We start from the raw sequence: 22,147 nt of genomic DNA on the forward strand, positions 1-22,147 counted from the left end.
GGCGGAACGCAGGCAGTTCGGCTCAGGACGCGCCGAACTCCACCCTGACCACCGGCTTGCCGACGCTGCGCCGCTCCAAAAAGCCCATCAACAAATCGGCGACCGCCCCGACCGGGTGGACCGAGGACGGCTCCGGGTGCAGCGCGCCGCTGTCGTAGAGCCCTCCCAGCCGCCGCATCAGGTCGCGGTTGCCGTCCGGCTCCTTCTGCATGAAGCCGCCCCAATCGACCCCGACGATGCTCGCCCGCTTCAGAAGCGGCAGGTTGAGGGGGATGCGCGGGATCTCGCCCGACGCGAAGCCGACCACCAGATGGCGCCCCCTGGGCGCCAAGCTGCGGAAGGCGGCCTCGGACAAGGCCCCGCCGACGGGATCGAGCACCACGTCCACCCCGCCGCCGATCCGTCCGGCCAACTCCTTCCGCCAGTTCGGGTCGGCGTAGTCGACGAGCACATCGGCGCCGCGCGCTCGGCAGAATTCCAGCTTCTCCGGCGAGGAGGCCGCCGCGACGACCCGCGCGCCCATGGCCTTGGCCAGATCGATGGCCGCCGCCCCCACCGTTCCCGCCCCGCCCAGCACCAGCACCGTCTCCCCCGCCGCCAGCCGGCCGCAATCCTCCAGCGCGTAGAGCCCCGTCGCGTAGGAGGTCAGGAAGGACGCCGCCACCGCGGCCTCCATCCCGGCCGGCACCGTCAGGCAATGGGACAGATGCGCCACCGTCCGTTCCGCCAGCGCGCCCCGGAAGGCGATGGCCGCGACCCGCGCCCCGACCATGGCCGGATCGCCGCCCTCCCCCACCGCCAGGACGCGGCCGGTCAGCTCCCGCCCCGGAACGAAGGGCAGGCTCGGGCGCTCCTGGTAGCGGCCGCCCAGCAGCACCGCGTCGAAACCGCCGAGACCGACCGCCTCGACCGCGATCAGCGCCTCGCCCGGCCCCGGAAGCGGCTCGTCGATGTCGGCGACCGTCAGCTCGGGCGGCTCGCCGTAGGACAGGCAATGCAGGGCCTTCATTGGGGGAACGCTCCGCTCAGGCGGGTCAGGCCGTTCTTGACCACGACGAGGTTGTCGCGCGCCTCGACCCGCGCCTCGAAGGCGACCTGGTCTGCCTCGATCCACAGATCGACGGTGATCGTCTCGCCCGGATAGACGGGAGCGGAGAAGCGGGCCTGATGGTGGCCGATCCGCTCCGGCTCGTAAGCGCAGCAGGCCGCCAGCACGGCGCGCGCGGCGATGGCGTAGGTGCAGAGGCCGTGCAGGATCGGCCGGGGGTAGCCGGCGACCCGCGCCGCCTCGGGATCGGCGTGCAGCGGGTTGAGGTCGCCGGACTGCCGGTAGAGCAGCGCCTGGGACGGCGTGGTCGGGATCGCCAGCGAGCGGTCGGGGGCGCGCTCCGGCACACGGTGGGGCGCCGGCTGGCCGGTGGTGGGGCCGCCGAAGCCGCCCTCCGCCCGGCCGAAGGCGGTGGTGACGACGGTCGCCAAAGGGTCCGGGTCGCCGACGAGGCGGAGGATCTTCTCCTGCGCGAAGACCGCGCCCTTCCCGACGCCCTTGTCCCAGGCGCCGAGCATGCGGCCCTCGACGACGGCACGGCCTCGGGTCGGGATCGGCTTGTGCAGGGTGACCGACTGCTCACCGTGCAGCAGGTAGCGGGTGTCGATGCCGATCTGGAACAGCGGCCCGCCCGCGAAGGACGGCACGATGGGGAAGGTCGGCAGCACTTTGAGGCCGCGTTCGTAGACGAAGGGCAGCTCGCGCCCGTCCATCGGGTCGGTCCCCATCCCGACGCCGAGCGCGTAGAGCATCACGTCGCGCTCGGTCCAGGAGGTCTCGTCGCGCGTCCTCAGCGCCAGGATCGCCGCATGGTCCAGCATGGTTCAGTTCACTCCGCGTGTCCGGTCCCGCCAATAAGGCTCCCGCAGCGCCTTGCGGTCCACCTTGCCGAGGCCGGTCAGCGGAATCTCGGACAGGACCTCGATGGTCTTGGGCGACCAGGGCGCGCCGCGTTTTGCCTTCACATGGGCCTGCAATTCGCCCGGCAGGCCGGGGCCGGCCTCCGCGCCGGGGCGCAGCGTGACGAAGGCCTTCACCGCCTCGCCCCATTTGGCGTCGGGAATGCCGATCACCCCGGCCAGCGAGACCGCCGGATGGGCCATCAGCGCGTCCTCGACCTCGCGCGGGTAGATGTTGAATCCGCCGGAGATGATCATGTCCTTGGTGCGGTCGACGATGTGCAGGAAGCCCTCGGCGTCCTTGCGGGCCACGTCGCCGGTGTGCAGCCAGCCGCCCCGGAAGGCCTGCTCGGTCAGCTCCGGCTGGCGCCAGTAGCCGTTCATCACCAGCGGGCCGCGCACGCAGAGCTCGCCCGGCTCGCCGACCCCGACCTCGTTCATATCGGCGTCGAACAGCCGCACGTCGCACAGCGCGGTCGCCCGCCCGCAGGAGCCCAGCCGTTCCGGCTTCGACAGGTCGTGGTCGACCTTGCGCAGGGTGGTGACGCATTGCGGCGCCTCCGACTGGCCGTAGAGCTGGAGAAAGACCGGCCCGAACACGTCCATCGCCCGGCGCAGCTGGTCGGGCGACATCGGGGCGGCGCCGTAGACGATCAGCTGCAGCGAGGAGAGGTCGTGGCGCGCCAGCGTGGCGGGATCCTCCAGCAGCGCGTTGACGATGGTCGGGACCAGGAAGGTGGCGGTGATGCGCTCCTCGGCCACGGTGCGGCAGAAGGCCTCCTTGTCGAAGCCGGGCAGCAGGCGGGCCGAGCCGCCCATCAGCATGACGGGATAGAGCATGATGCCCCCGGCGTGGCTGATCGGCGTCATCGCGGCGTATCGGAGATCCGCCGGCCATTCCCATTCGGCGGCGATCATCGTCGCCATCGCGGCGATGGCCCGGTGCGGCAGCATGATGCCCTTGGACCGGCCGGTGGTGCCGCCGGTGTAGCAGAGCAGCGAGGTGTCCTCGGCCTCGGCCTGCGGGTCCAGCGGGGCGGGGTCGAGATCTGCCAACTCCGCCATCAGGTCGGGGACGCCGTCGAGCGGGCCGATGGACAGCAGCGTCTCCAGGGACGGCACGCGGTCGCGCAGCCGCAGGGCGTGGGCGCCGAATTTTTCCGCGTCCACGATCAGGGCGCGGGCCTGGGAGTCCTCCAGGATGAAGGCGTGGTCGTCCTCGCCGGCCAGCGGGTGCAGCGGAGTGTAGCGGATGCCCAGGATGTTGGCGGCGCAGATGGCGGCCCAGGGCTCGACGCGGTTGCTGGTCAGGATGGCGATGCCGTCGCCCTTGCCGAGGCCCCGCGCGCGGAAGCCGGCGACGAAGCGGCCGATCCAGACGCCCAGCTCCGCGTAGGTCCAGCGCGTCCGCTGATCCGCCAGCGCCGGCCGGTCGGCGAAGCGGGCGACGGCGTCGGCGATCAGGCGGCCGGCCGTGCCGCCGGCGTGAAGGGAGGACATGCAGGGAGACCCTTCAGGATGGAGCGTGGGTTTTCTTGGGGGAATGGTGGGCGGACCTGCGTGCTTGCCCCCTCCCTAACCCTCCCCCGCGTTGCGGGAGAGGGAACTGCCGCCGAACGCCGACAAGCGTCCGGCCCCCTCTCCCGCCAAAGGCGGGGGAGGGATGGGGAGGGGGCACGCGGGGCCGGATTTTCACAATCCGGCCCGCCCCTCCGCTCACTTCTTGACCAGCGGGCACTTGCTTTCCGACAGCGGCGCGAAGGCCTCCTCGCCCGGAACGGTCTTTTCCAGCTTGTAGTAGTCCCAGGCGTATTTGCTCTCCGACGGCGCCTTCACCTTGAACAGGTACATGTCGCGCAGGACGATGTTGTCGGCCCGCAGATGCGAGGTCTTGGTCACCGCGTCGCTGACCGGCAGCTCCTTCATCTTCGCCAGGACCGGGGCGGTGTCGCTGCTGCCGGCCGCCTTGACCGCCTTCAGGTAATGCATGACGCCCGAATAGAGGCCGGCCTGCACCATGGTCGGCATCTTCTTGCGCTGCTCGAAGAAACGCTTGGACCACGCGCGGGTCTGGTCGTTCAGGTCCCAGTAGAAGGACTCGGTGACGTACATCCCCTTGGCCATGTCGAGGCCCATGGCGTCGATGTCGGTGATCATCGCCAGCAGCGGGGTCAGCGCGACCTTGCCGTTCAGCCCGTACTCGTTGGCCTGCTTGACCGCGTTGATGGTGTCGGGACCGGAATTGCCGAAGCCGATCGCCGTGGCGCCCGAGCTTTGCCCCATCAGGATCTGCGAGGAGAAGTCGCTGTTGTTGAACGGGTGCTTGACCGAGCCCAGCACCTTGCCGCCGCCGGCCAGCACGCCCTTGGTCGCGTCCTCCTCCAGCGAGCGCCCGCCCGCGTAGTCGGCGGTCACGAAGTACCAGCTCTTGGCGCCGTCCATGGTGACCGCCTTGGCGGTGGTGGCGGCGACCGAGCGGGTGTTGTAGCTCCAGTGCAGGGTGGTCGGCTTGCAATCCTCGCTCGACAGGCTGTTCTGGCCGGACGCGGTGGCGAGCACCAGCTTGTTCTTTTCCGCCCCGATGTTCGAGACCGCCAGCGTGACCGAGGCGCCGGCCACGTCGGTCAGCACGTCGACGCCCTGCTCGTCGATCCATTTGCGGGCGATGCTGGAGGCGACGTCGGCCTTGCTGGTGTGGTCGGCCGAGACGAGGCTGATCGTGAAGCCCGGCTTCTCCGCCGCGATGAAATCGTCGATCGCCATCTGCGCCGCCGCCACCGAGCCGGGGCCGACGAGATCGGAATAGATGCTGCTCATGTCGGTGAGGACGCCGATCTTGACCTCCTTCACCGGGGTCGCCGCCTGGGCGGACGGAACGGCGGCCAAGGCGGCGGCGGCGACCGCCAGACAGGATGCGGCGCCACGAAGCGTCTTTGCGAAGGTCATGCGGTCTTCCTCCCGGTTTTCTTGGTTCTGGTCAGTTCAGGACGTGTTCGATCCCGTACACCCGCGCGGCGGTGCGGCTGAACAGGGCGGCCTTCTCGCTGTCCGAGGCGCCGGACGCCAGCCGCTTGAAGCCGTTCCACAGCACGGCGTAGCCGCAGGACAGCTGGTCGACCGGGAAATTGCTCTCGAACATCGCGCGGTCAGGGCCGAAGGCCTCGATGCAGGTCTCGACATAGGGGCGCCACGCGGCGGCCAGATCCTCGGACGAGGGCGGCACCGGCCGTTCGTGGAAGCCGAAGCCGCCCAGCCGCATCGCCAGCCCGCCCAGCTTGACGCTGACGTTGGGGCGGCGCGCCACCTCCAGGATGCCGGCCTTCCACTGGGCGAAGACCTCGTCGCGCCGGCCGGCGTAGGGGCCGATGCCGATGGGGCCGCCGACATGGTCGAGGATGATGGTCGTCTCGGGGAAGGCGGCGGCCAGATCGGCCACGTCGCCCAGCTGGTGATGGTAGACCCAGCTGTCGAAGGTCAGCCCGAGCGGCGCCAGGCAGGCGAAGCCCGCGCGCAGGGTCGGGTCGCGCAGCAGCCCTTCGGGCGGGGTGCGGATGGTGGTGCGGATCTCCGGATTCGGGTCCCAGGCGGTCGATTGCCGGATGCCCTTGAACCGCCCCTTGCCGGCGGCGATGTGCGCCTCCAGCACGGCGCGCACGCCGGCGCCCTCGCGCAGGTCGGCGTAGCCGATGATGCCGGCGCACAGGCCCGCCGGTTGATAGGCGCCGACGGCGACCCGGTCGGCGATGGCGGTCACGAACTCGGTCTCGCCGACCGGCCGCAGGTTTTCCGGGCCGTCCGTGCGGTAGCCCTCGCTGCAATCGGTGAAGATGGTGCCGATGACGTTGTGGCCGGCCCGCGCGTCGCGCTCAAGCTCCTCGGCGAGGTAGCGCGGGGACCGCGGGGCGTCCCACAGATGGTGGTGGGGGTCGATGATCGGCAGATCCGGTTCCAGGATCGCCTCCTGCCGAAGGGCGAGCCAACCCGGATCCGCGGAAGGCAGGATCACGGCGTGGGTGCCGCTCTTGGTCTCGGTCGTCATGCTGTCCTCTCAAGGATCGCTTCTTGCGAAGGGCGAGCGGAAAGCCGGGCGCCGGTTGGGCGCCGCACGCGCCATCCGGTCCGCGCCGCTTATTGCTGGATAAGTCAATCATACGCTTGGGGAACTTGGAATATAAAAAATCATATATGATTGATTTTTTCGGTCGGAATTGTGCTGGGCGGTCCTGAAAGGCGGGAAGAGGCGGCTTGGGAATGGCGCGCGCGGATGCTGCGGCGCACCCAACCGCTGACAAAACCAGGAAGCCGGGAAGACGGTGGGCAGACAGCCCCGAATCGCAGGAAAGCCCTCCTCCCCTGGCGGGAGAAGGGTTGGGAGGAGGGGTATTCGCCGCAGGCGAAAGACGATTTTCGGCACCCCTCACCCCACCCCCTCTCCCGCAAGGGGAGAGGGGGTGTACCCCCTCGACCCAACAACCCCGTTGACAGATAAAATTATTCGTGTGTGATTATATTTGACCCTGAGCAACCTCGGCCGGCGGTCCGGCGCCGCCAAGTCGGCGCGGACGCATCGCCGATCCTGCGGCGCGGGACGCGCGGCCCTGCCCCATCCCGCACCGCCGTTCCACCGGCCGGCCTTCGCCGATTTGGAGCCTCCATGAACGACACCGGCATGGCACCCCCCGCCCGACTTTTCGAGATGCTCGACGGCGCGCCCGACGACGCGACGATGCTGATGGCGGGCGACCGCGCCGTCACCTACGGCCGCATGCGCCGCGACTCCGCCTGCCTCGCGGCCCGGCTGAAACGCCTGGGGCTGGCGCGCGGCGACCGGCTGGCGGTGTGGCTGCCCAACATCCCGGAATGGTTGACGGTCGCGTTCGCCTGCTCGCGGCTGGGCGTGGCCGTGGCCCCGCTGAACGTGCGGCTGGGCAGCCAGGAGGTCGGCTTCCTGCTGTCGCGCGCCGCCTGCAAGGCCATCCTGCTGGCGCCCGCCCAGCGCAACGGCGCCTGCGTCGAGGCGCTGCGCGGCGTGCCGCCGGAGGACCGGTCGGCCTTGAGGCTGGTCGTCACGCTGGGCGGCACGGAGGAGACGATCCTCGACGGCGTGCGGCAGACCAGCTTCGACGCCCTGCTCGCCGACCCTGAGCCCGATGAAAAGGCCGACGCCGAGGTCGCCGACGGCCAGCCGGGCGACGTCAGCCTGATCCTCGCCACCTCCGGCACGACCAGCGCGCCCAAGCTGGTGCAGCACACGCAGGAGCGCAACGTCCGCCACGCGGGCGACGCGGCGGCGGCGGTCGGGCTGAACGAGCCGGGGACCAGCCTGCTGCTGGGCATCCCGATGTGCGGGGCCTTCGGCTACACCCTGGCGATCACCACGATCCGGGCGCGGAAGCCGCTGGTGCTGATGGAAGCCTTCGTGCCGGAGGAGGCCGCCCGCCTGCTGGCCGCGCACGGCATCACCCACATGCTGGGCACCGACGACATGCTCGACAAGATCCTGTCGGTGGTGCCGGAGGGCAAGCCCTTCCCGGCCTTGCGCATGTTCGGCCATGCCAACTTCACCCCGGCCCTGACCGCCATCCTGCCGCCCAAGGCCGAGGCGCACGGCGTGCTGCTGCGCGGCTTCTTCGGCATGACCGAGACGTTGGCGATGTTCGCCGCCCAGCCCGCCGACGCCCCCCTGGAACGCCGGTCCCAGGGCGGCGGCCGGCCGGTGTCGCCGCAGGCGGTGGTGCGGGTGCGCGACCCGGAGAGCGGCGCCCTGCTGCCCGACGGCGAGATCGGCGAGGTCGAGGTCCGCACCCCCAACGCCATGATCGGCTACATGAACAACCCGCAGGCGACGGCCGAGGTCTTCACCGACGACGGCTTCCTGAAGACCGGCGACTACGGCCTGCGCCTGCCCGACGGCGGGATGATCTTCGTCTCGCGCATCAAGGACGTGCTGCGCATCGCCGGCTATCTGGTCAGCCCGACCGAGATCGAGGAGGTCATCCTCGCCCTGCCCGGCGTCACCGTCTGCCAGACGGTGTCGGCGAGCTGCCCGGCCGGGGTGCGTCCCGTCGCCTTCGTCGTGATGGAGCCGGGCCACGGGCTGGACGAGGCGGCGGCGCTCGCCGCCTGCCGGGCGCGGCTGGCGGTCTACAAGGTGCCGGCGCGGGTCTTCGCCATCGACGCCATGCCGGTCACGGACGGGCCGAACGGCGCCAAGGTGAAGAAGAACGTCCTGCGCGACCTGGCGACCGAATGGATGAACCCCCAGGCGGCGGCGGCCGGCGCGGGAGCGGCCCGATGACGGTGTCCGCCACGCGCGTCGGCCCGCTGGCGGGTGTCCGCGTCGTCGAGTTCGCCGGGCTGGGGCCGGTGCCCTTCGCCGGGATGCTGCTGTCCGACATGGGCGCCGACGTCGTCCGCATCGAGCGCAGCGGGGTCGAACGGCTCGACGCGCAGGACATCACGGCGCGCGGCCGGCGCTTCGTCGCGCTCGACCTCAAGGACCCGGCCCAGGCCGAGACGGCGCGCCGGCTGGCCGACGGCGCCGACATCCTGCTGGAGGGTTTCCGCCCCGGCGTGATGGAGCGGCTGGGCCTCGGTCCCGAGCCGCTGCTGGCGCGCAACCCGCGTCTGGTCTACGGGCGAATGACCGGCTGGGGGCAGGACGGCCCGCTGGCGAACGCGGTCGGGCACGACATCACCTACATCGCCATCACCGGCGCGCTGGCCGCCATCGGGCCGGGCGACGGCAAGCCGGTGCCGCCGCTGAACCTCGTCGGCGACTACGGCGGCGGCGCGCTCTATCTGGCGATGGGGGTGCTGGCGGCGCTGAACGAGGCCGGGCGTTCCGGGCGCGGGCAGGTGGTCGACGCCGCCATGTGCGACGGGGTCTTCAGCCTGCTGTCGATGTTCCAGTCCTGGCTCAACGTCGGGCAATGGTCGGAGCGGCGCGAGGCCAACATGCTCGACGGCGGCGCGCCTTACTACACCACCTACGCCTGCCGCGACGGCAAGCACATCGCCGTCGGCGCCATCGAGCCGCAGTTCTACGCCACCCTGTTGCGGCTGACCGGGCTGGCCGGGGACCCGGCCTTCGCCGCCCAGCACGATTCCGCGCAATGGCCGGCGTTGCGCGAGAAAATGCAGGCGCTGTTCCTCACCCGCGACCGCGACGACTGGGCCGTCCTGCTGGAGGGCACCGACGCCTGCGTCGCCCCGGTGCTGACGATGGGCGAGGCCCGGCACCACCCGCACGTCGCGGCCCGGCAATCGCTGGTCGAACATGGCGGCGTGGTCCAGACGGCGCCGGCGCCGCGCTTCTCGCGCACCCCCTCGGCGATCCGCAACGCCCCGCCGCAGGAGCCGGACGATCCCGACGCGATCCTGGCCGACTGGGCGCGACGCCCCTGACGGCGCCCCCGGCGCACACGCTTCTTCAAGAGGATTCCGGCCTTGGCCCACAGCCCGCTTTTCGCGCCGATCACCTTTCGCGGCGTCACCATCAAGAACCGCATCATGGTCGCCCCCATGTGGCAGTATTGCGGGGTGGATTGGCAGCCGACCGACTGGCACCTGATGAATCTCGGCCGCTTCGCCACCGGGGGCGCCGGGCTGGTGTTCCAGGAGGGCACCACGGTGGAGCGGCGCGGCTGCGGCACCGTCGGCGACCTCGGCCTGTGGGACGACCGCTTCGTCGAGCCGCTGCGGCGGATCGTCGACTTCGTGAAGGCCTGCGGCGCCGTGCCCGGCATCCAGCTGATGCACGCCGGGCGCAAGGCGCGCCAGCGCTTTCCCTGGGACGGGCGCGGCGCCCTCCCCCGCAGCCCGGAGATCGCCGATTGGGAGGAATGGGACGTGATCGCCCCCAGCGCCATCCCGCAGGACGACGGCTACCCGATGCCGCGCGAAATGACCCGCGACGACATCGACCGCTGCGTCGAGGCCTGGGGCAGCGCCGCCGCCCGCGCCGACCGGGCCGGCTACGAGGTGATGGAACTGCACGCCGCCCACGGCTATCTGATCCACGAGTTCCTGTCGCCCGGCGCCAACCGGCGGACCGACGGCTACGGCGGCTCCTTCGCGAACCGCATCCGCTTCGCGGTGGAGGTGGTGGAACGGGTCCGCGCCTCCTGGCCGGCGCACAAGCCGCTGTTCTTGCGCGTCTCCACCGAGGACGACGGCGGCTGGGAGGTGGAGGACAGCGTCGAACTCGCCCGCATCCTCAAGCCGCTGGGGGTGGACGCCTTCGACTGCTCGTCCGGCGGCATCACCGGCGCCTCCCCCATCGAGACGAAGATCTCACTGACCTACGGCTATCAGGTCGGCTTCGCCGAGCGGGTGCGCCGCGAGGCGGACATGCCGACCGTCGCCGTCGGCCTCATCATCCACGCCGATCAGGCCGAGGCCATCGTCCGCGACGGGCAGGCCGACATGATCGCCATCGCCCGCGAGCTGCTCTACAACCCGAACTGGCCCATCGACGCCGCGCAGAAGCTGGGCGTGGACGAAGAATTCGCCCTGGCGCCGGTGCAGCACGGACACTTCCTGCACCGCCGGGCGCTGTCGGGCTTCACCGGGTCGCTGTCGACCTGGACGGCTGGGATGGACCCTGCGGCGGGGGAGTGACGAGGGGCAAGCGCCCCTCCCCTTGCCTCTCCTCCGGTTTCGGCCTACGTTACATGTAACGAAGCCGAGGAGGGTGAGATGGCTGAACCCACCCGCAGCCGGGTACGGCAGCACCGCGAGCAGCTCCGCGCCCAGGGGCTGCGACCGGTCCAGATCTGGGTGCCCGACACCCGCGTTCCGGGTTTCAAGGAGACCGCCCGCCGGCAGTGCCTCGCGATCAACGAAGCGGATCGCCGGGACGGCACGATGGAATTCCTGGAATCCATCCAGGACGACCTCTTCGACGAGACCGATCGGTGAAGCGTGGCGACCTCGTGACGATTGCCCAGAAAGGCGATTACGAGTGCAAGCCGCGTCCGGCCATCGTCATCCAGTCCGACTTTTTCGACGCGATGGACAGCGTCACGGTCTGCCTGCTGACCGGCGAAAGGACGGAGATCGCAACCATCCGTCCCGCTCTCGAACCGGATGAGATGAACAGCCTGCGCGAACGGTCCTGGGTGCAGGTCGACAAGATCGCCACCATCCGGCGCGAGCGGGTCGGGAAGATCTTCGGCCGCGTGTCGGACACCGACATGAAGCGCATCACCGCCTCGGTCGCGGTCTTTCTCGGCATTGCGTGACAAAGGCGTCCGCCGGCGGCGGACGTCCTCCCCCCTCAGCTCTTCAGATGGCACTCGGCGCTGACCGGGCCGAAGGCCTCGTCCGGCGGGACCGTCTTCACCACGTCGACGAGGTCGAGCGGGCCGGTCATCGCGTCGCGCGCCTTGGCCTTCAGCACATACATGTCGTACATGACCCGGCCGTCCTCGCGGACCCATCCGGTGCCGGTGACGGGATCCTCGACGGGGATGGCGCGCATCTGGGCAATGACCTTGCCGGGCTCGGTGCCGCCCGCCGCCTTCACCGCCTTCAGGTAGTGCAGGACGCTGGAATAGGTCGCCGCCTGGCTCTGCGAGGGCAGCGCGCCGCGCTGCTCCAGGAAGCGCGTGGCCCAGGCCGCCGCCTTGGCGTCGCGGTTCCAGTTGAAGCTGGAGGTGTAGATCAGGCCCTTGACCGCCGAATCCTCCAGCGCCTTGATCTGGGTGGTGTCGAAATACAGGCCGACGATGCTCATGCCGCTCTGGCGGACGCCGAACTCGTTGGCCTGCTTCAGCGCGGTCAGCGTGTCGTTGCCGGTGTTGGACAGCGCCAGCACCTTGGCGCCGGAGCTTTGCGCCTGCACCAGATAGGACGAGAAGTCCGGGCTGTTGAAGGGATGGCGGGCGACGCCGGCCACCGTGGCGCCCCGGGCCTTCAGCGCCTCCAGCGCTGCCGCTTCCAGCGACTTGCCGCCGGAATAGTCGACGGTCAGCATGAACCACGTCTTCTCGGTCTGCGCCACCACCGAGGCGGTGGTCCCGGCGATGGCCCGCGCGGTGGCGGTCCACAGGATGCCGGTCGGCGAGCAATCCGCGCCGATCAGCGAATCCGCCGTTCCCCCGGCGATCACGTCCACCTTGCCGCGCTCGCGCGCGATGGCGCGGACGGCCAGCGCGATGGCCGAGTTCGACATGCCGGTGATCATGCTGACGCCGTCGCGGTCGTACCATTCCCGCGCCTGGGTGCTGGCGATCTCCGGCTTGTTCTGGTGGTCCGACGCCAGCAGCCGGACCGGCCTGCCCAGCACCTGACCGCCGAAATCGTCGATGGCCATCTGGGCCGCGACCACCTTGCCCTTGCCCGACAGATCGGCGGTCGGCCCCGACAGGTCGTCGAGCAGGCCGATGACCACCGCGTCCTCGGCGGCCTGGGCACCGCCGCCGGCCGCCGCCAACAGGCAGCCGGCCGCAACCGACGCCATCATCCACGCGCGTCCCATCATCTCGTCGTCTCCTTCCCCTGGGTTTCTTTATCGGCTGAGGTCGCGGCCGAACCGCGTGCGCAGCAGAATCTTGCCCCGGTGCCGGCCCTCGTGCATGAAGCGGTGGGCGTCGGCGGCGTCCTCCAGCGCGAAGCCGTGCTCGACCACCGCGCGCAGGCGGCCGTCGGCCACCGCCGGCCACAGCGTTTCCCGCACCCCGGCGACGATGGCCGCCTTGTCGGCGGGATCCCGCCCGCGCAGGGTCGATCCGGTGATGGTCAGCCGCTTGGTCATCACCGGGCGGAGTTCGGCGCAGATCCGCGAGCCGGCGAGGAAGGAGATGTGGACCAGCCGCCCCTCCACCGCCAGCGCCGCGATGTTGCGCTCCAGATAGTCGCCGCCGACCATGTCGAGGATCACGTCCACCCCGCGTCCGCAGGTCGCGTTCAGGACGATGCCGACGAAATCCTCGGCGCGGTGGTCGATGGCCCGGTCGGCGCCGAGTTCGGCGCAGAGCCGCAGCTTGTCCGGGGCGCCCGCCGTGGCGAAGACCCGCGCCGCGCCCAGCAGGCGGGCGGCCTGGATGGCGACGCTGCCGATGCCGCTCGCCCCGCCATGGATCAGCACGCTCTCGCCGCCGCGCAGGCGCCCCCGCTCGGCCAGATTGGTCCAGACGGTGCAGAGCGCTTCCGGCAGCGCGGCGGCCGTCGTCAGGTCGAAGCCGTCCGGAACGGGCAGGCATTGCGCCGCCGGGGCCGCGCAGAACTCGGCGTAGCCGCCCCCGGCGAGCAGCGCGGCAACGCGGTCTCCCAGGGCGACGCCCTCCACCCCCGGCCCGAGGGCGGCCACCACCCCCGACGCCTCCAGCCCCGGCAGGTCGGAGGCGCCCGGCGGCGGCGGGTAGAGCCCCTGCCGTTGCAGCAGGTCGCCCCGGTTCATCCCGGCGGCGGCGACCCGGATCAGCACCTCCCCGGCCGCCGGGACCGGCAGCGGGCGGGGCACCGCGCGCAGGACCTCGGGGCCGCCGAAGCCGGCGATCTCCACCGCCGTCATGCGGTCCGGCAGGCCGCTCACGGTTGCGCTTCCGGGAAGGCCCCGGCGTGGCGGTGGGTCACGTCGGCCCGGCCTTCCGGGTCGATGAAGCCGATGGAGGTGCCGCCGCAGACGAACAGCACCTGCCCGGTCACGAAGCGCGCCGCGTCGCCGGTGAAGAAGGACACCGCGTGGGCGATGTCGTCGGGTTCGCCGATGAAGCCGACCGGGACGCCGTGCATCAGCTTGCGCGTCATCGGGTCGCCCGGCGGGTTGGCCGCGTCGAACAGCGAGGTGCGGACCGGGCCGGGCGCCACCACGTTCACCGTGACGCCCTCCCCGCCCATCTCCAGCGCCCAGGACCGCACCACGCCCGACAACGCCGCCTTGCTGGCCGCGTAGGCGGTGCGCCCCTGCTTGCCCAGCGCGGCGCGGCTGCCGATGGCGACGATGCGCCCCACCCCCTGCGCCCGCATCGACGGCAGCAGCACCTGCGCCAGCGCGATGAAGGAGCCGACGTTGACGGCGTAGACCCCGGCGACGTCGGCCTGCGGCACCTCGGCGCCGGGCGCCAGCGGCGCGATGGCGGCGTTGTGGACGAAGCGGGTGACCGGCCGGTCGCCGACCGCGTCCGCCAGCGCGCCCGCCGCCCCCTCCGGGTCGGCCAGATCGAGCGGCACATACTCCGCGAAGAAGCCGTGGTCGGGAGGGGTGCGCGACGCCACGGCCACCTTGTAGCCGTCCAGCGTCAGCCGGCGGGCGATGGCCGCGCCGATGTTGCGGTTGCCGCCGGTGACGACCGCCCATTCCTGCATGATCGGGTGTCCTGACTGGTGTTGGGAGAGGCCGGAGCCGCCCCTCATCGACCGCTCACGCCAGGGAAAGCGGCGGCAGGGCGTCGGGCCATGACGTGGGGGACGCAATCGTTTGTTACACGAACTGTACGCCCGCCCCGCCCGCTCCGCAACACGAATCATTCATTGATGATTTTTATTGTCCGCCCGGTTCGGCCGGGGGTGGCACGGGGGCGGGCGCCGGTTGCAGGACGCTGACGAGGAAGCCCTTGAGCAGGGCCAGCTGCGGCCCGAAATCCACGTCGGGGCCTTCCTGGATCTTGCGCAGCGCGAAGCCGCGCAGCGTGTCCAGCACCATCCGGCGCAGGCGCACGACGGTCGCGGTCTCGGCGGGGGAGTCGGCGAACAGCCGCACCCATTCCAGGTCGCGGCTCTCCGTCACCTTGCCGAGCTGGGTGCGGATGCTCTGGTGAAGCCAGTCGTTGAAACGCTCGAACAGGCGGATTTCCAGGGCGGCCACGTAGTCGTCGCTGCCGAAGACCTGCCAGTGCTGGGTGACGACCCGGTCCACCCGCTCCGCGATGGGCAGGCCGGCGAACAGGCTCATGGTCATTTCCTTGTCCATCCAGTCGGTGATCTCCTGGATGGCGGCGAAGTAGATCTCCTCCTTGCCGATGAAGTGGTATTGCAGCGCGCCGCGCGAGACCCCGGCGCGGTCGGCGATGTCGGGCGTCGTCACGCTGGCGTAGCCGCGTTCCCGCAGCAGGTCGATGGTGGCGCGCACCAGCTTGCGGCGGGTGGCGTTGCTCCGCTCCTGCTGGGGCTTGCGCTTGGTCTTGCGGCCCTCCGCGTCGATGGCCTCGACCGCCCCGTCCTGCGTCACCCGCTCCATGCCCAACCGTCTCCGTTCTGCCCGAGCCGCCCCGATCCATGACAAGGGAGCGGCGGGCGATCCCCCACAACCAACGGGATCCTAGCACAGTTCGCAGAAGACGGTTGACGGCAAAAAAATTCATATGTGATTGTATTTGTCCGTTCCCGCCTTCCGTCGGTGCCCAGCGGGACAGCCCCAGCAGGTCAGACCATGAACCAGCCCTTCCCCCATCTCTTCTCGCCCGGCCGCCTGCGCGGCCTCACCCTGCCCAACCGGCTGGTGATGGCGCCGATGGAATCCAATCTGGCGGCGGCGGACGGGTCGGTCTCCGACGACATGCTGGCCTATTACACCGCGCGGGCGGCCGGCGGGGTCGGGATGGTGATCGTCGAGTACGCCTGCGTGGACCGTCCGCTCGGGCTCGGCGGCTCGCCGCAGCTGGGCATCGACGACGACGCGCTGATCGCCAGCCACCGCCGCCTGACCGACGCCATCAAGGCGCAGGGCGCGCGGGCCTGCCTGCAGCTGTTCCACGCCGGGCGGCAGACCCTGCGCCGCTTCACCGGCGGGCAGGCCCCGGTCGCCGCCTCCCCCATCGCCTGCCGCGTCTACCGCGAGGAGCCGCGCGGCCTGACCGTCCCCGAAATCGAGGCGCTGACCGTCAAGTTCGGCGAGGCCGCCGCGCGGGCCGTCGCCGCCGGCTACGACGCGGTGGAGATCCACGGCGCTCACGGCTACCTGATCGGCGGCTTCCTGTCCGGGGCGTCCAACCACCGCGCCGATTCCTATGGCGGACCGCTGGAGAACCGTTTGCGCTTTCCCCTGGCGGTGATCGCGGCCGTCCGTGAGGGGGCCGGCGAGGCACCGGTGATCTTCCGCCTGTCCGCCGAGGAGTTCGTCGAGGGCGGCACCGGCATCGACGAGGCGCTGGCGATGGCCCCGCGACTCGTCGCCGCCGGGGCCGACGCGCTGCACGTCTCCACCGGCACGGCGGAGCGGATGGATTGCAACGTCGATCCGGTCTCGGCCCCGCAGGGCTGGCGCGTGCCGCTGGCGCGGCAGGTGCGGGCGGTGGCCGGCGTCCCGGTGCTGACCGTCGGCGTCATCCGCCAGCCGGAGGTCGCCGAACAGGCGGTCGCCGACGGCTCCGCCGATTTCGTGGCGCTCGGCCGGGCGCTGCTGGCCGATCCCGACTGGCCCGCCAAGGCCAGGCGCGGCGCGGTGGAGGCGATCCGTCCCTGCACCTCCTGCAACTGGTGCGTCGACCAGTTGCTCAGCCACAAGCGGCTGGGCTGCGCCGAGAACCCGAGCGCCGGGCGCGAGACCGAGGCGCCGATCCGGCGCAGCGGCGCCGGCCGCAACGCCGCCGTGGTCGGCGGCGGCCCCGGCGGCATGGTGGCGGCGCTGCTGCTGCACGACGCCGGGTTCCGCGTCACGCTGTTCGAACGGGCGGCGACGCTCGGGCTCGGACTCGTCGCCTCGGGGACGCCGCCGGGCAAGGACAAGTTCTTCTGGTACCGCGACTATCTGGTGCGCCAGCTGGAGCAGGCCGGGATCGCGGTCCGCCTGAACGCGGAGGCCAAGCCGGCCGACATCCTGGCGCTCGCCCCCGCCATCGCCGTCGTCGCGACCGGGGCGGCCAACCGCGCCCTGCCGGTGGAAGCGGCCGACGACGCGCCACTCGGCTTCGCCCACGACCTGCTGACCGGCGAGGCGCCGCTTGGCGACGGGCCCGTGGTCATCGTCGGCAGCGGCGAGACCGGCTGCGAATGCGCGGAATACGTGGCCGACGCCGGGCACGAGGTGGTGCTGGTCAGCCGCTCCCCCGAACGCCGGCTCGCCCGCCGGGCGCAATACGTCTACCGCCGCCAGCTGATCGCCCGGCTGGAGAGCAACCCGCGCATCCGCATCGAGACCGGGATGGAGCTGGCCGCCGTCGGGAACGGCCACGCCGTGCTGCGCCACGCCGACGGAACCACCCATCGCCGCCCGGCGGGCCGGGTCCTGCTGGCGCTGGGCCGCGTGCCGGAGAACGGACTGGCGGAGGTCTTGCGGGCCGCCGGGCTCCCGACCCACGTGATCGGCGACAGCCGGGAGGTCGGGCGCATCGGCGACGCGGTGCACGACGCCTACGCCGCCGTCCGCGCCTTTACCCGCGCCGAGGCCGGGGCGGAGACGGCCGAGGTGACCGCGCTGTCCTGCTGAGGCGCGCGCATCGGGGACAGGTCGCCGCCGGGTGCGCAACCCGGCCTCGCCGTTTTTGACCATCGCCGGATGACGAACAAGCGCGTTATAACCCCCTCCTTCCCTTCCGCTTTCCGGCGCATCAACGGTCCATGGCTCCTCCCGCACCCATAACGGCGCTCCAGGGCGTCTCCGTCACCTTCGGCGGCCGCCCGCTGTTCGAGTCCATCGACGTGTCCATCGGCCGGGGCGACCGCGCCTGTCTGGTCGGCCGCAACGGGTCGGGCAAATCGACCCTGATGAAGGTGCTGGCCGGGCTGATCCTGCCCGACGGCGGCACCGTCTTCACGCAGCCCGGCGCCCGCATCGCCTATCTGCCGCAGGAGCCGGACTACAGCGGCTGCGCCACGGTCCAGGACTACGTCGTCCAGGGCCTGCCGGCCGACGAGCGGGACGAGGCGCACCGGGTCGACGCGGTGCTCGACCGGCTCCAGGTGGCCGGCGACCGAGACCCGCTCACGCTGTCGGGCGGCGAATCGCGCCGCACCGCGCTGGCCCGCACGCTGGTCGGCAACCCCGACATCATGCTGCTGGACGAACCGACCAACCACCTCGACCTCCCCACCATCGAGTGGCTGGAGGGGGAGCTGCTGTCCTTCCGTGGCGGCCTGCTGCTGATCAGCCACGACCGCGCCTTCCTGAACCGGCTGGCCAAGCGCACGCTGTGGCTGGACCGCGGCACGGTGCGCGCGACCGAGCGCGGCTTCTCGGAGTTCGAGGCGTGGCAGGCCGAGGTCTTCGAATCGGAGGAGGCCGCCGCCCACAAGCTCGACCGCAAGATCGAGGCCGAGACCAAGTGGATGCGCGAGGGCATCTCCGCCCGGCGCACCCGCAACATGGGGCGCGTGCGCAACCTCCAGGCCCTGCGCGGCGACCGGGCCGAGCGCATCCGGGGCGGCCAGCAGGCCAAGCTCGCCGTCGCCGAGGCCGAGCGCGGCGGCCGGCTGGTGATCGAGGCGACGAACATCGCCAAGGGCTTCGACACCGCCGAGGGCGGGCGCAAGACCATCGTCCAGAGCTTCTCCACCCGCATCCTGCGCGGCGACCGGGTCGGGCTGATCGGGCCGAACGGCGCCGGCAAGTCCACCCTGCTGAAGATGCTGACCGGGCAGCTTGAGCCCGACGAGGGCACGGTGAAGCTCGGCACCAACCTCGACACCGCCTATTTCGACCAGCGCCGCGAGGGGCTGGACCCGGAGGACACCATCCGCAAGGTGCTGTGCCCGTTCGGCGGCGACGCGGTGATGGTCAACGGCCAGTCGCGCCACGTCGCCGGCTACATCAAGGACTTCCTGTTCGACACCCGGCAGCTCGACAGCCCGGTCAAGGCGCTGTCGGGCGGCGAGCGCAACCGGCTGCTGCTGGCCCGCCTCTTCGCCAAGCCCAGCAACATGATGATCCTCGACGAGCCGACCAACGACCTCGACATGGATACCCTCGATCTGCTGGAGGACGTGCTGGGCGACTACCAGGGGACGCTGCTGCTGGTCAGCCACGACCGCGACTTCCTCGACCGGCTGGTGACGGGGACCATCGCCATGGAAGGCGACGGCACGGCGACCGAATACGCCGGCGGCTATTCCGACTATCTGGTGCAGCGCCCGGCGAAGGAGCCGTCGGTGGCCGCCCCGGCCAAGGCCAAGCCGGCCGCCGTCCCCGCCGCCGCCAAGCCGCGCGGCAAGTTGACCTACAAGGACCAGCGCGAGCTGGACGACCTGCCGGGCCGGATGGACAAGCTCTCCGCCGAGATCGCCAAGCTGGAAACGGCGATGGCCGACCCCGACCTGTTCACCCGCGATCCGGCCAAGTTCCAGAAGACCAGCGACCAGCTCCACGCCAAGCAGGCGGAGCTGGGCACCGCCGAGGAGCGCTGGCTGGAGCTGGAGGCGCTGCGCGAGGAGCTGGAGGGCGGCCGGTGAGCCTTACCCACGCGCTCCAGGCCTTGGCGGTGATGGCCCTGTGGGGGTTGAACTTCGTGGTGTCCAAATGGGCGCTGCAGGAATTCTCCCCCCTCTTCGTCATGTTCATCCGCTTCGTGCTGGTGGCGGCGCTGATCGTTCCCTTCTTCCGCATCCCGCGCGAGAAGCTGCTGCCGATCGCGGCCCTGTCGGTGACGCTGGGCAGCATCCATTTCCCGCTGATGTTCAACGGGCTGAACGGCATCGACGCGGCCACCGCCTCGCTGGCGGTGCAGGCGCAGGTGCCCTTCTCGTCCCTGCTGGCGGCGGTGGTCTTCAAGGACAAGCTCGGCTGGCGGCGCGCGACCGGCATGGCGGCGGCCTTCGCCGGGGTGCTGGTCATCGCCGGGGAGCCGCGGCTCGGCAACGCGCTGCCCTCGTTGTTCATGCTGCTCGCCGCCAGCCTCGCCTTCGCGGTCGCCAGCATCCAGATGAAACTGATCGGCTCGGTCAACGGCTTCGCGGTCAACGGCTGGATGGCGCTGATGGCGGCGCCGCAGCTGCTGGTGCTGTCGCTGCTGTTCGAGCACGGGCAGATGGAGTCGCTGGCGAACGCCACGTGGCTCGGCTGGGGTTCCATCGTTTACATGGCGGTGGGTGTGACCATCATCGCCTACGGGCTGTGGTACCCGCTGCTCAACCGCTACGACGTGAACCAGACCATGCCCTACCTGCTGACCGTGCCGGTCTTCGGCGTGGCGGCGGGCGTGCTGCTGATGGACAACCCGCTGACGGTGAACCTGCTGCTCGGCGGGGCGCTCACCATCGGCGGAGTCGGGATCATCGTGAAGCGCCGGCCGCGCACGGTCAACGAGACGGTGACGAACCCGACATGATCCCGGTCCCGACATGACGGGGGAAAGGATCGACCGCCCCTCCCCCAACCACGGCCCCCGGCCCGACGGCGCGCGGGCGGAGCTGCTGATCCTCCATTACACCGGCATGCCCACGGCGGCCCACGCCCTGTCCCGGCTCTGCGACCCGGCCGCCCAGGTCAGCGCCCATTACACGGTGGACGAGGACGGGACCGTCTACGCCCATGTCCCCGAGGACCGCCGGGCGTGGCACGCCGGGGTGTCGCGCTGGCGGGGGTTGGGCGACGTGAACGGGCGCTCCATCGGCGTCGAGATCGTCAACCCCGGCCACGAGTTCGGCTACCGCCCCTTCCCCGCCGCGCAGATGGCGGCGGTCGCCGCGCTGTGCCGGGAGATCGTCGCGCGCCACGGCATCGCCGCCGCCGACGTGCTGGGCCACAGCGACGTGGCCCCGGCGCGCAAGGAGGATCCGGGCGAGCTGTTCGACTGGCCGGGCCTCGCCGCGCAGGGAATCGGGTTGTGGCCCACGCCGTCCCAGGCCGACGACGGGCCTTGGACGGATGGGGAGATCCCGGCCCTGCTGGGACGCTATGGGTACGACCCCGCCGAACCGAGAGCGCTTCTGGCCTTCCAGCGGCATTTCCACCCCGAAAGGCTGGACGGCACGCCGGACGGGGAGACCGTGCGGCGTTTGCGCGCGCTGCTGCGCATGACCGGGCGCTGATCGCGCCTCGCCGAAGCGGGGTTCCTCGCTTATATTAAGAGCGTCGCATCGGACAGGGCTGGAGAGCGTCATGTCGGAGTTGGCCTTCAAGCGCATGACGCTGGACGAGTTCCTCGTCTGGAGCGACGGCACCGACACGCGCTATGAACTGATCGACGGCGTCCCGGTGGCGATGGCGCCCAGCTACGGCGCGCATCAGATCATCGCCGGCAACATCGGCCGGCACATCGGCAACGCGTTGGAAGCCCGCCCGCCCTGCCATGCCCGCTCCGAAGCCGGCATTCTCAAGCCGAACAGCTTCCGCAGCTATTTCCAGGCCGACCTCGCGGTCACCTGCACGCCGCACCGGCATGGGCAATACGACACGCCCAACCCGGTGGTGATCGTCGAGGTGCTGTCGCGCTCCACCGAGGACCACGACCGCAAGGTCAAGCTGCCGGTCTACCGCGCGATCCCCTCGGTGCAGGAGATCGTGCTGGTCCACAGCGACTTCCTCTTCGTCGAGGTTCACCGCCGGCTCGACGACACGCGCTGGCAATCCGACCTGCTGGTCGACTCCGACGCCGTGCTGCGGTTGGACAGCGTCGCCGTGGAAATCCCGCTGCCGGCGCTCTACGCCAACGTCGAACTCGGCCCCGATCCGGCGGGATGATCCGAACTGGCGACTCCACGCAAAGGATTCGGAAAGCGGGTCGATTTGGGATTTGCCCCCACCGCCGCAACTCTATAAGAACGGCCTCGCCAGATGGCTGGATGGCCGCCTTCGGTGAAAACCGGGGGAGGAAAGTCCGGGCTCCACGGAAACACGGTGCCGGTTAATGGCCGGCGGGGGCGACCCTAGGGACAGTGCCACAGAGAGCAGACCGCCGGTGTTTCGACACCGGTAAGGGTGAAAGGGTGCGGTAAGAGCGCACCGCGTTCCTGGCAACAGGAACGGCACGGTAAACCCCACCGGGAGCAAGACCGAATAGGAGCGGCCCGGCCATCCATCCCCGTCAAACGGGATGGCATGGGGCCAAGCGCGTTTCCGCGCCGCCGCTCGGGTTGGTCGCGCGAGGCGTCCGGGCAACCGGCGTCCCAGACGAATGGCCATCGCCCGGACCTTCGGGTCCGGGACACAGAACCCGGCTTACAGGCCATCTGGCGCTTTTCCCATGCGGACCCATCCCACCCTTCCGGGATGGGCGGCCGCCGACCGAAGCGGGCGCGACGGTATGCCGCTCCACAGTCCACGCTTCATTCACACCGGCCATCCCCAACCCGACCCCAGCGTTTCCGCCATTCGTTCACCTTG

At 70.9% G+C, this 22,147-nt stretch carries 19 protein-coding genes and 1 other RNA gene; 11 read left to right on the top strand and 9 right to left on the bottom strand.

Translation table 11 applies throughout. The features are described from left to right. Positions 1–22: 22 nt before the first annotated feature. The 5 genes from EJ913_RS00135 to EJ913_RS00155 form a co-directional block, all read right to left on the bottom strand. Complete coding sequence (locus EJ913_RS00135) at positions 23–1,009, bottom strand: NADPH:quinone oxidoreductase family protein (RefSeq protein WP_126993657.1); 987 nt, start codon at positions 1,007–1,009, stop codon at positions 23–25. Then, positions 1,006–1,869 (bottom strand): MaoC/PaaZ C-terminal domain-containing protein, encoded by an 864-nt coding sequence (locus EJ913_RS00140; RefSeq protein WP_126993659.1) that lies wholly within the window; start codon positions 1,867–1,869, stop codon positions 1,006–1,008. Before EJ913_RS00140 ends, EJ913_RS00135 begins: the two co-directional genes overlap by 4 nt. Positions 1,870–1,872: 3 nt before the next feature. Further along, positions 1,873–3,447, bottom strand: coding sequence for an AMP-binding protein (locus EJ913_RS00145; RefSeq protein ID WP_126993661.1), 1,575 nt, complete (start codon positions 3,445–3,447; stop codon positions 1,873–1,875). Positions 3,448–3,663: 216 nt separating this feature from the next. Beyond that, a complete protein-coding gene (locus EJ913_RS00150; RefSeq protein ID WP_126993663.1) occupies positions 3,664–4,893 on the bottom strand; it encodes an ABC transporter substrate-binding protein in 1,230 nt (409 codons plus the stop codon). A gap of 31 nt (positions 4,894–4,924) precedes the next feature. Next, on the bottom strand, positions 4,925–5,986 hold the full coding sequence (locus EJ913_RS00155; protein WP_126993665.1) for an amidohydrolase family protein: 1,062 nt from the start codon (positions 5,984–5,986) through the stop codon (positions 4,925–4,927). Between the two features lie 615 nt (positions 5,987–6,601). On the opposite strand from EJ913_RS00155, the gene EJ913_RS00160 reads away from it, so the two are divergent. The 5 genes from EJ913_RS00160 to EJ913_RS00180 all read left to right on the top strand — a co-directional run bounded on the left by EJ913_RS00160 (position 6,602) and on the right by EJ913_RS00180 (position 11,192). After that, a complete protein-coding gene (locus EJ913_RS00160; RefSeq protein WP_126993667.1) occupies positions 6,602–8,245 on the top strand; it encodes an AMP-binding protein in 1,644 nt (547 codons plus the stop codon). Then, positions 8,242–9,354 carry a CaiB/BaiF CoA transferase family protein gene (locus tag EJ913_RS00165; RefSeq protein WP_126993669.1) on the top strand — a complete coding sequence of 371 codons (1,113 nt, stop codon included), beginning with the start codon at positions 8,242–8,244 and terminating at the stop codon, positions 9,352–9,354. Before EJ913_RS00160 ends, EJ913_RS00165 begins: the two co-directional genes overlap by 4 nt. Before the next feature lie 42 nt (positions 9,355–9,396). Then, positions 9,397–10,569 (top strand): NADH:flavin oxidoreductase/NADH oxidase, encoded by a 1,173-nt coding sequence (locus tag EJ913_RS00170; RefSeq protein ID WP_126993671.1) that lies wholly within the window; start codon positions 9,397–9,399, stop codon positions 10,567–10,569. Positions 10,570–10,647: 78 nt separating this feature from the next. After that, complete coding sequence (locus tag EJ913_RS00175) at positions 10,648–10,869, top strand: antitoxin MazE family protein (RefSeq protein ID WP_126993673.1); 222 nt, start codon at positions 10,648–10,650, stop codon at positions 10,867–10,869. Then, on the top strand, positions 10,866–11,192 hold the full coding sequence (locus EJ913_RS00180; protein WP_126993675.1) for a type II toxin-antitoxin system PemK/MazF family toxin: 327 nt from the start codon (positions 10,866–10,868) through the stop codon (positions 11,190–11,192). Before EJ913_RS00175 ends, EJ913_RS00180 begins: the two co-directional genes overlap by 4 nt. A 35-nt stretch (positions 11,193–11,227) precedes the next feature. Here the strand turns inward: EJ913_RS00180 and EJ913_RS00185 are convergent, their stop codons facing one another. The 4 genes from EJ913_RS00185 to EJ913_RS00200 all read right to left on the bottom strand — a co-directional run bounded on the left by EJ913_RS00185 (position 11,228) and on the right by EJ913_RS00200 (position 15,130). Beyond that, entirely contained in the window at positions 11,228–12,433 is a 1,206-nt protein-coding gene (locus tag EJ913_RS00185) for an ABC transporter substrate-binding protein (RefSeq protein ID WP_126993677.1), read from the bottom strand. 27 nt (positions 12,434–12,460) lie between these two features. Next, entirely contained in the window at positions 12,461–13,486 is a 1,026-nt protein-coding gene (locus tag EJ913_RS00190) for an NAD(P)H-quinone oxidoreductase (RefSeq protein ID WP_420797550.1), read from the bottom strand. Beyond that, entirely contained in the window at positions 13,483–14,259 is a 777-nt protein-coding gene (locus EJ913_RS00195) for an SDR family NAD(P)-dependent oxidoreductase (RefSeq protein ID WP_126993679.1), read from the bottom strand. Before EJ913_RS00195 ends, EJ913_RS00190 begins: the two co-directional genes overlap by 4 nt. A 175-nt stretch (positions 14,260–14,434) precedes the next feature. Continuing rightward, positions 14,435–15,130 carry a TetR/AcrR family transcriptional regulator gene (locus EJ913_RS00200; protein WP_126993681.1) on the bottom strand — a complete coding sequence of 232 codons (696 nt, stop codon included), beginning with the start codon at positions 15,128–15,130 and terminating at the stop codon, positions 14,435–14,437. Between the two features lie 192 nt (positions 15,131–15,322). Between EJ913_RS00200 and EJ913_RS00205 the strand changes: the two genes are divergently transcribed. The 6 genes from EJ913_RS00205 to rnpB all read left to right on the top strand — a co-directional run bounded on the left by EJ913_RS00205 (position 15,323) and on the right by rnpB (position 22,001). Continuing rightward, entirely contained in the window at positions 15,323–17,317 is a 1,995-nt protein-coding gene (locus EJ913_RS00205) for an oxidoreductase (RefSeq protein WP_126993683.1), read from the top strand. A gap of 131 nt (positions 17,318–17,448) precedes the next feature. Further along, on the top strand, positions 17,449–19,275 hold the full coding sequence (locus tag EJ913_RS00210; RefSeq protein ID WP_126993685.1) for an ATP-binding cassette domain-containing protein: 1,827 nt from the start codon (positions 17,449–17,451) through the stop codon (positions 19,273–19,275). Next, entirely contained in the window at positions 19,272–20,150 is an 879-nt protein-coding gene (locus EJ913_RS00215) for a DMT family transporter (protein ID WP_126993687.1), read from the top strand. Before EJ913_RS00210 ends, EJ913_RS00215 begins: the two co-directional genes overlap by 4 nt. A gap of 13 nt (positions 20,151–20,163) precedes the next feature. Further along, positions 20,164–20,853, top strand: a complete 690-nt coding sequence (locus EJ913_RS00220; protein ID WP_126993689.1) for an N-acetylmuramoyl-L-alanine amidase — start codon at positions 20,164–20,166, stop codon at positions 20,851–20,853. 70 nt (positions 20,854–20,923) lie between these two features. Continuing rightward, on the top strand, positions 20,924–21,505 hold the full coding sequence (locus EJ913_RS00225) for a Uma2 family endonuclease (RefSeq protein WP_126993691.1): 582 nt from the start codon (positions 20,924–20,926) through the stop codon (positions 21,503–21,505). A gap of 89 nt (positions 21,506–21,594) precedes the next feature. Next, positions 21,595–22,001, top strand: an RNA gene (gene rnpB, locus EJ913_RS00230) — RNase P RNA component class A. The last annotated feature ends 146 nt before the right edge of the window (positions 22,002–22,147 follow it).

Source organism: Azospirillum doebereinerae (genome assembly GCF_003989665.1).
Lineage (GTDB): Bacteria > Pseudomonadota > Alphaproteobacteria > Azospirillales > Azospirillaceae > Azospirillum > Azospirillum doebereinerae.

Bases quoted from the DNA above. Each gene is read 5' to 3' on its own strand.
- EJ913_RS00135 (WP_126993657.1), bottom strand. From the start codon at position 1,009: ATGAAGGCCCTGCATTGCCTGTCCTACGGCGAGCCGCCCGAGCTGACG.
- EJ913_RS00140 (WP_126993659.1), bottom strand. From the start codon at position 1,869: ATGCTGGACCATGCGGCGATCCTGGCGCTGAGGACGCGCGACGAGACC.
- EJ913_RS00145 (WP_126993661.1), bottom strand. From the start codon at position 3,447: ATGTCCTCCCTTCACGCCGGCGGCACGGCCGGCCGCCTGATCGCCGAC.
- EJ913_RS00150 (WP_126993663.1), bottom strand. From the start codon at position 4,893: ATGACCTTCGCAAAGACGCTTCGTGGCGCCGCATCCTGTCTGGCGGTC.
- EJ913_RS00155 (WP_126993665.1), bottom strand. From the start codon at position 5,986: ATGACGACCGAGACCAAGAGCGGCACCCACGCCGTGATCCTGCCTTCC.
- EJ913_RS00160 (WP_126993667.1), top strand. From the start codon at position 6,602: ATGAACGACACCGGCATGGCACCCCCCGCCCGACTTTTCGAGATGCTC.
- EJ913_RS00165 (WP_126993669.1), top strand. From the start codon at position 8,242: ATGACGGTGTCCGCCACGCGCGTCGGCCCGCTGGCGGGTGTCCGCGTC.
- EJ913_RS00175 (WP_126993673.1), top strand. From the start codon at position 10,648: ATGGCTGAACCCACCCGCAGCCGGGTACGGCAGCACCGCGAGCAGCTC.
- EJ913_RS00185 (WP_126993677.1), bottom strand. From the start codon at position 12,433: ATGATGGGACGCGCGTGGATGATGGCGTCGGTTGCGGCCGGCTGCCTG.
- EJ913_RS00195 (WP_126993679.1), bottom strand. From the start codon at position 14,259: ATGCAGGAATGGGCGGTCGTCACCGGCGGCAACCGCAACATCGGCGCG.
- EJ913_RS00200 (WP_126993681.1), bottom strand. From the start codon at position 15,130: ATGGAGCGGGTGACGCAGGACGGGGCGGTCGAGGCCATCGACGCGGAG.
- EJ913_RS00205 (WP_126993683.1), top strand. From the start codon at position 15,323: ATGAACCAGCCCTTCCCCCATCTCTTCTCGCCCGGCCGCCTGCGCGGC.
- EJ913_RS00210 (WP_126993685.1), top strand. From the start codon at position 17,449: ATGGCTCCTCCCGCACCCATAACGGCGCTCCAGGGCGTCTCCGTCACC.
- EJ913_RS00220 (WP_126993689.1), top strand. From the start codon at position 20,164: ATGACGGGGGAAAGGATCGACCGCCCCTCCCCCAACCACGGCCCCCGG.
- EJ913_RS00225 (WP_126993691.1), top strand. From the start codon at position 20,924: ATGTCGGAGTTGGCCTTCAAGCGCATGACGCTGGACGAGTTCCTCGTC.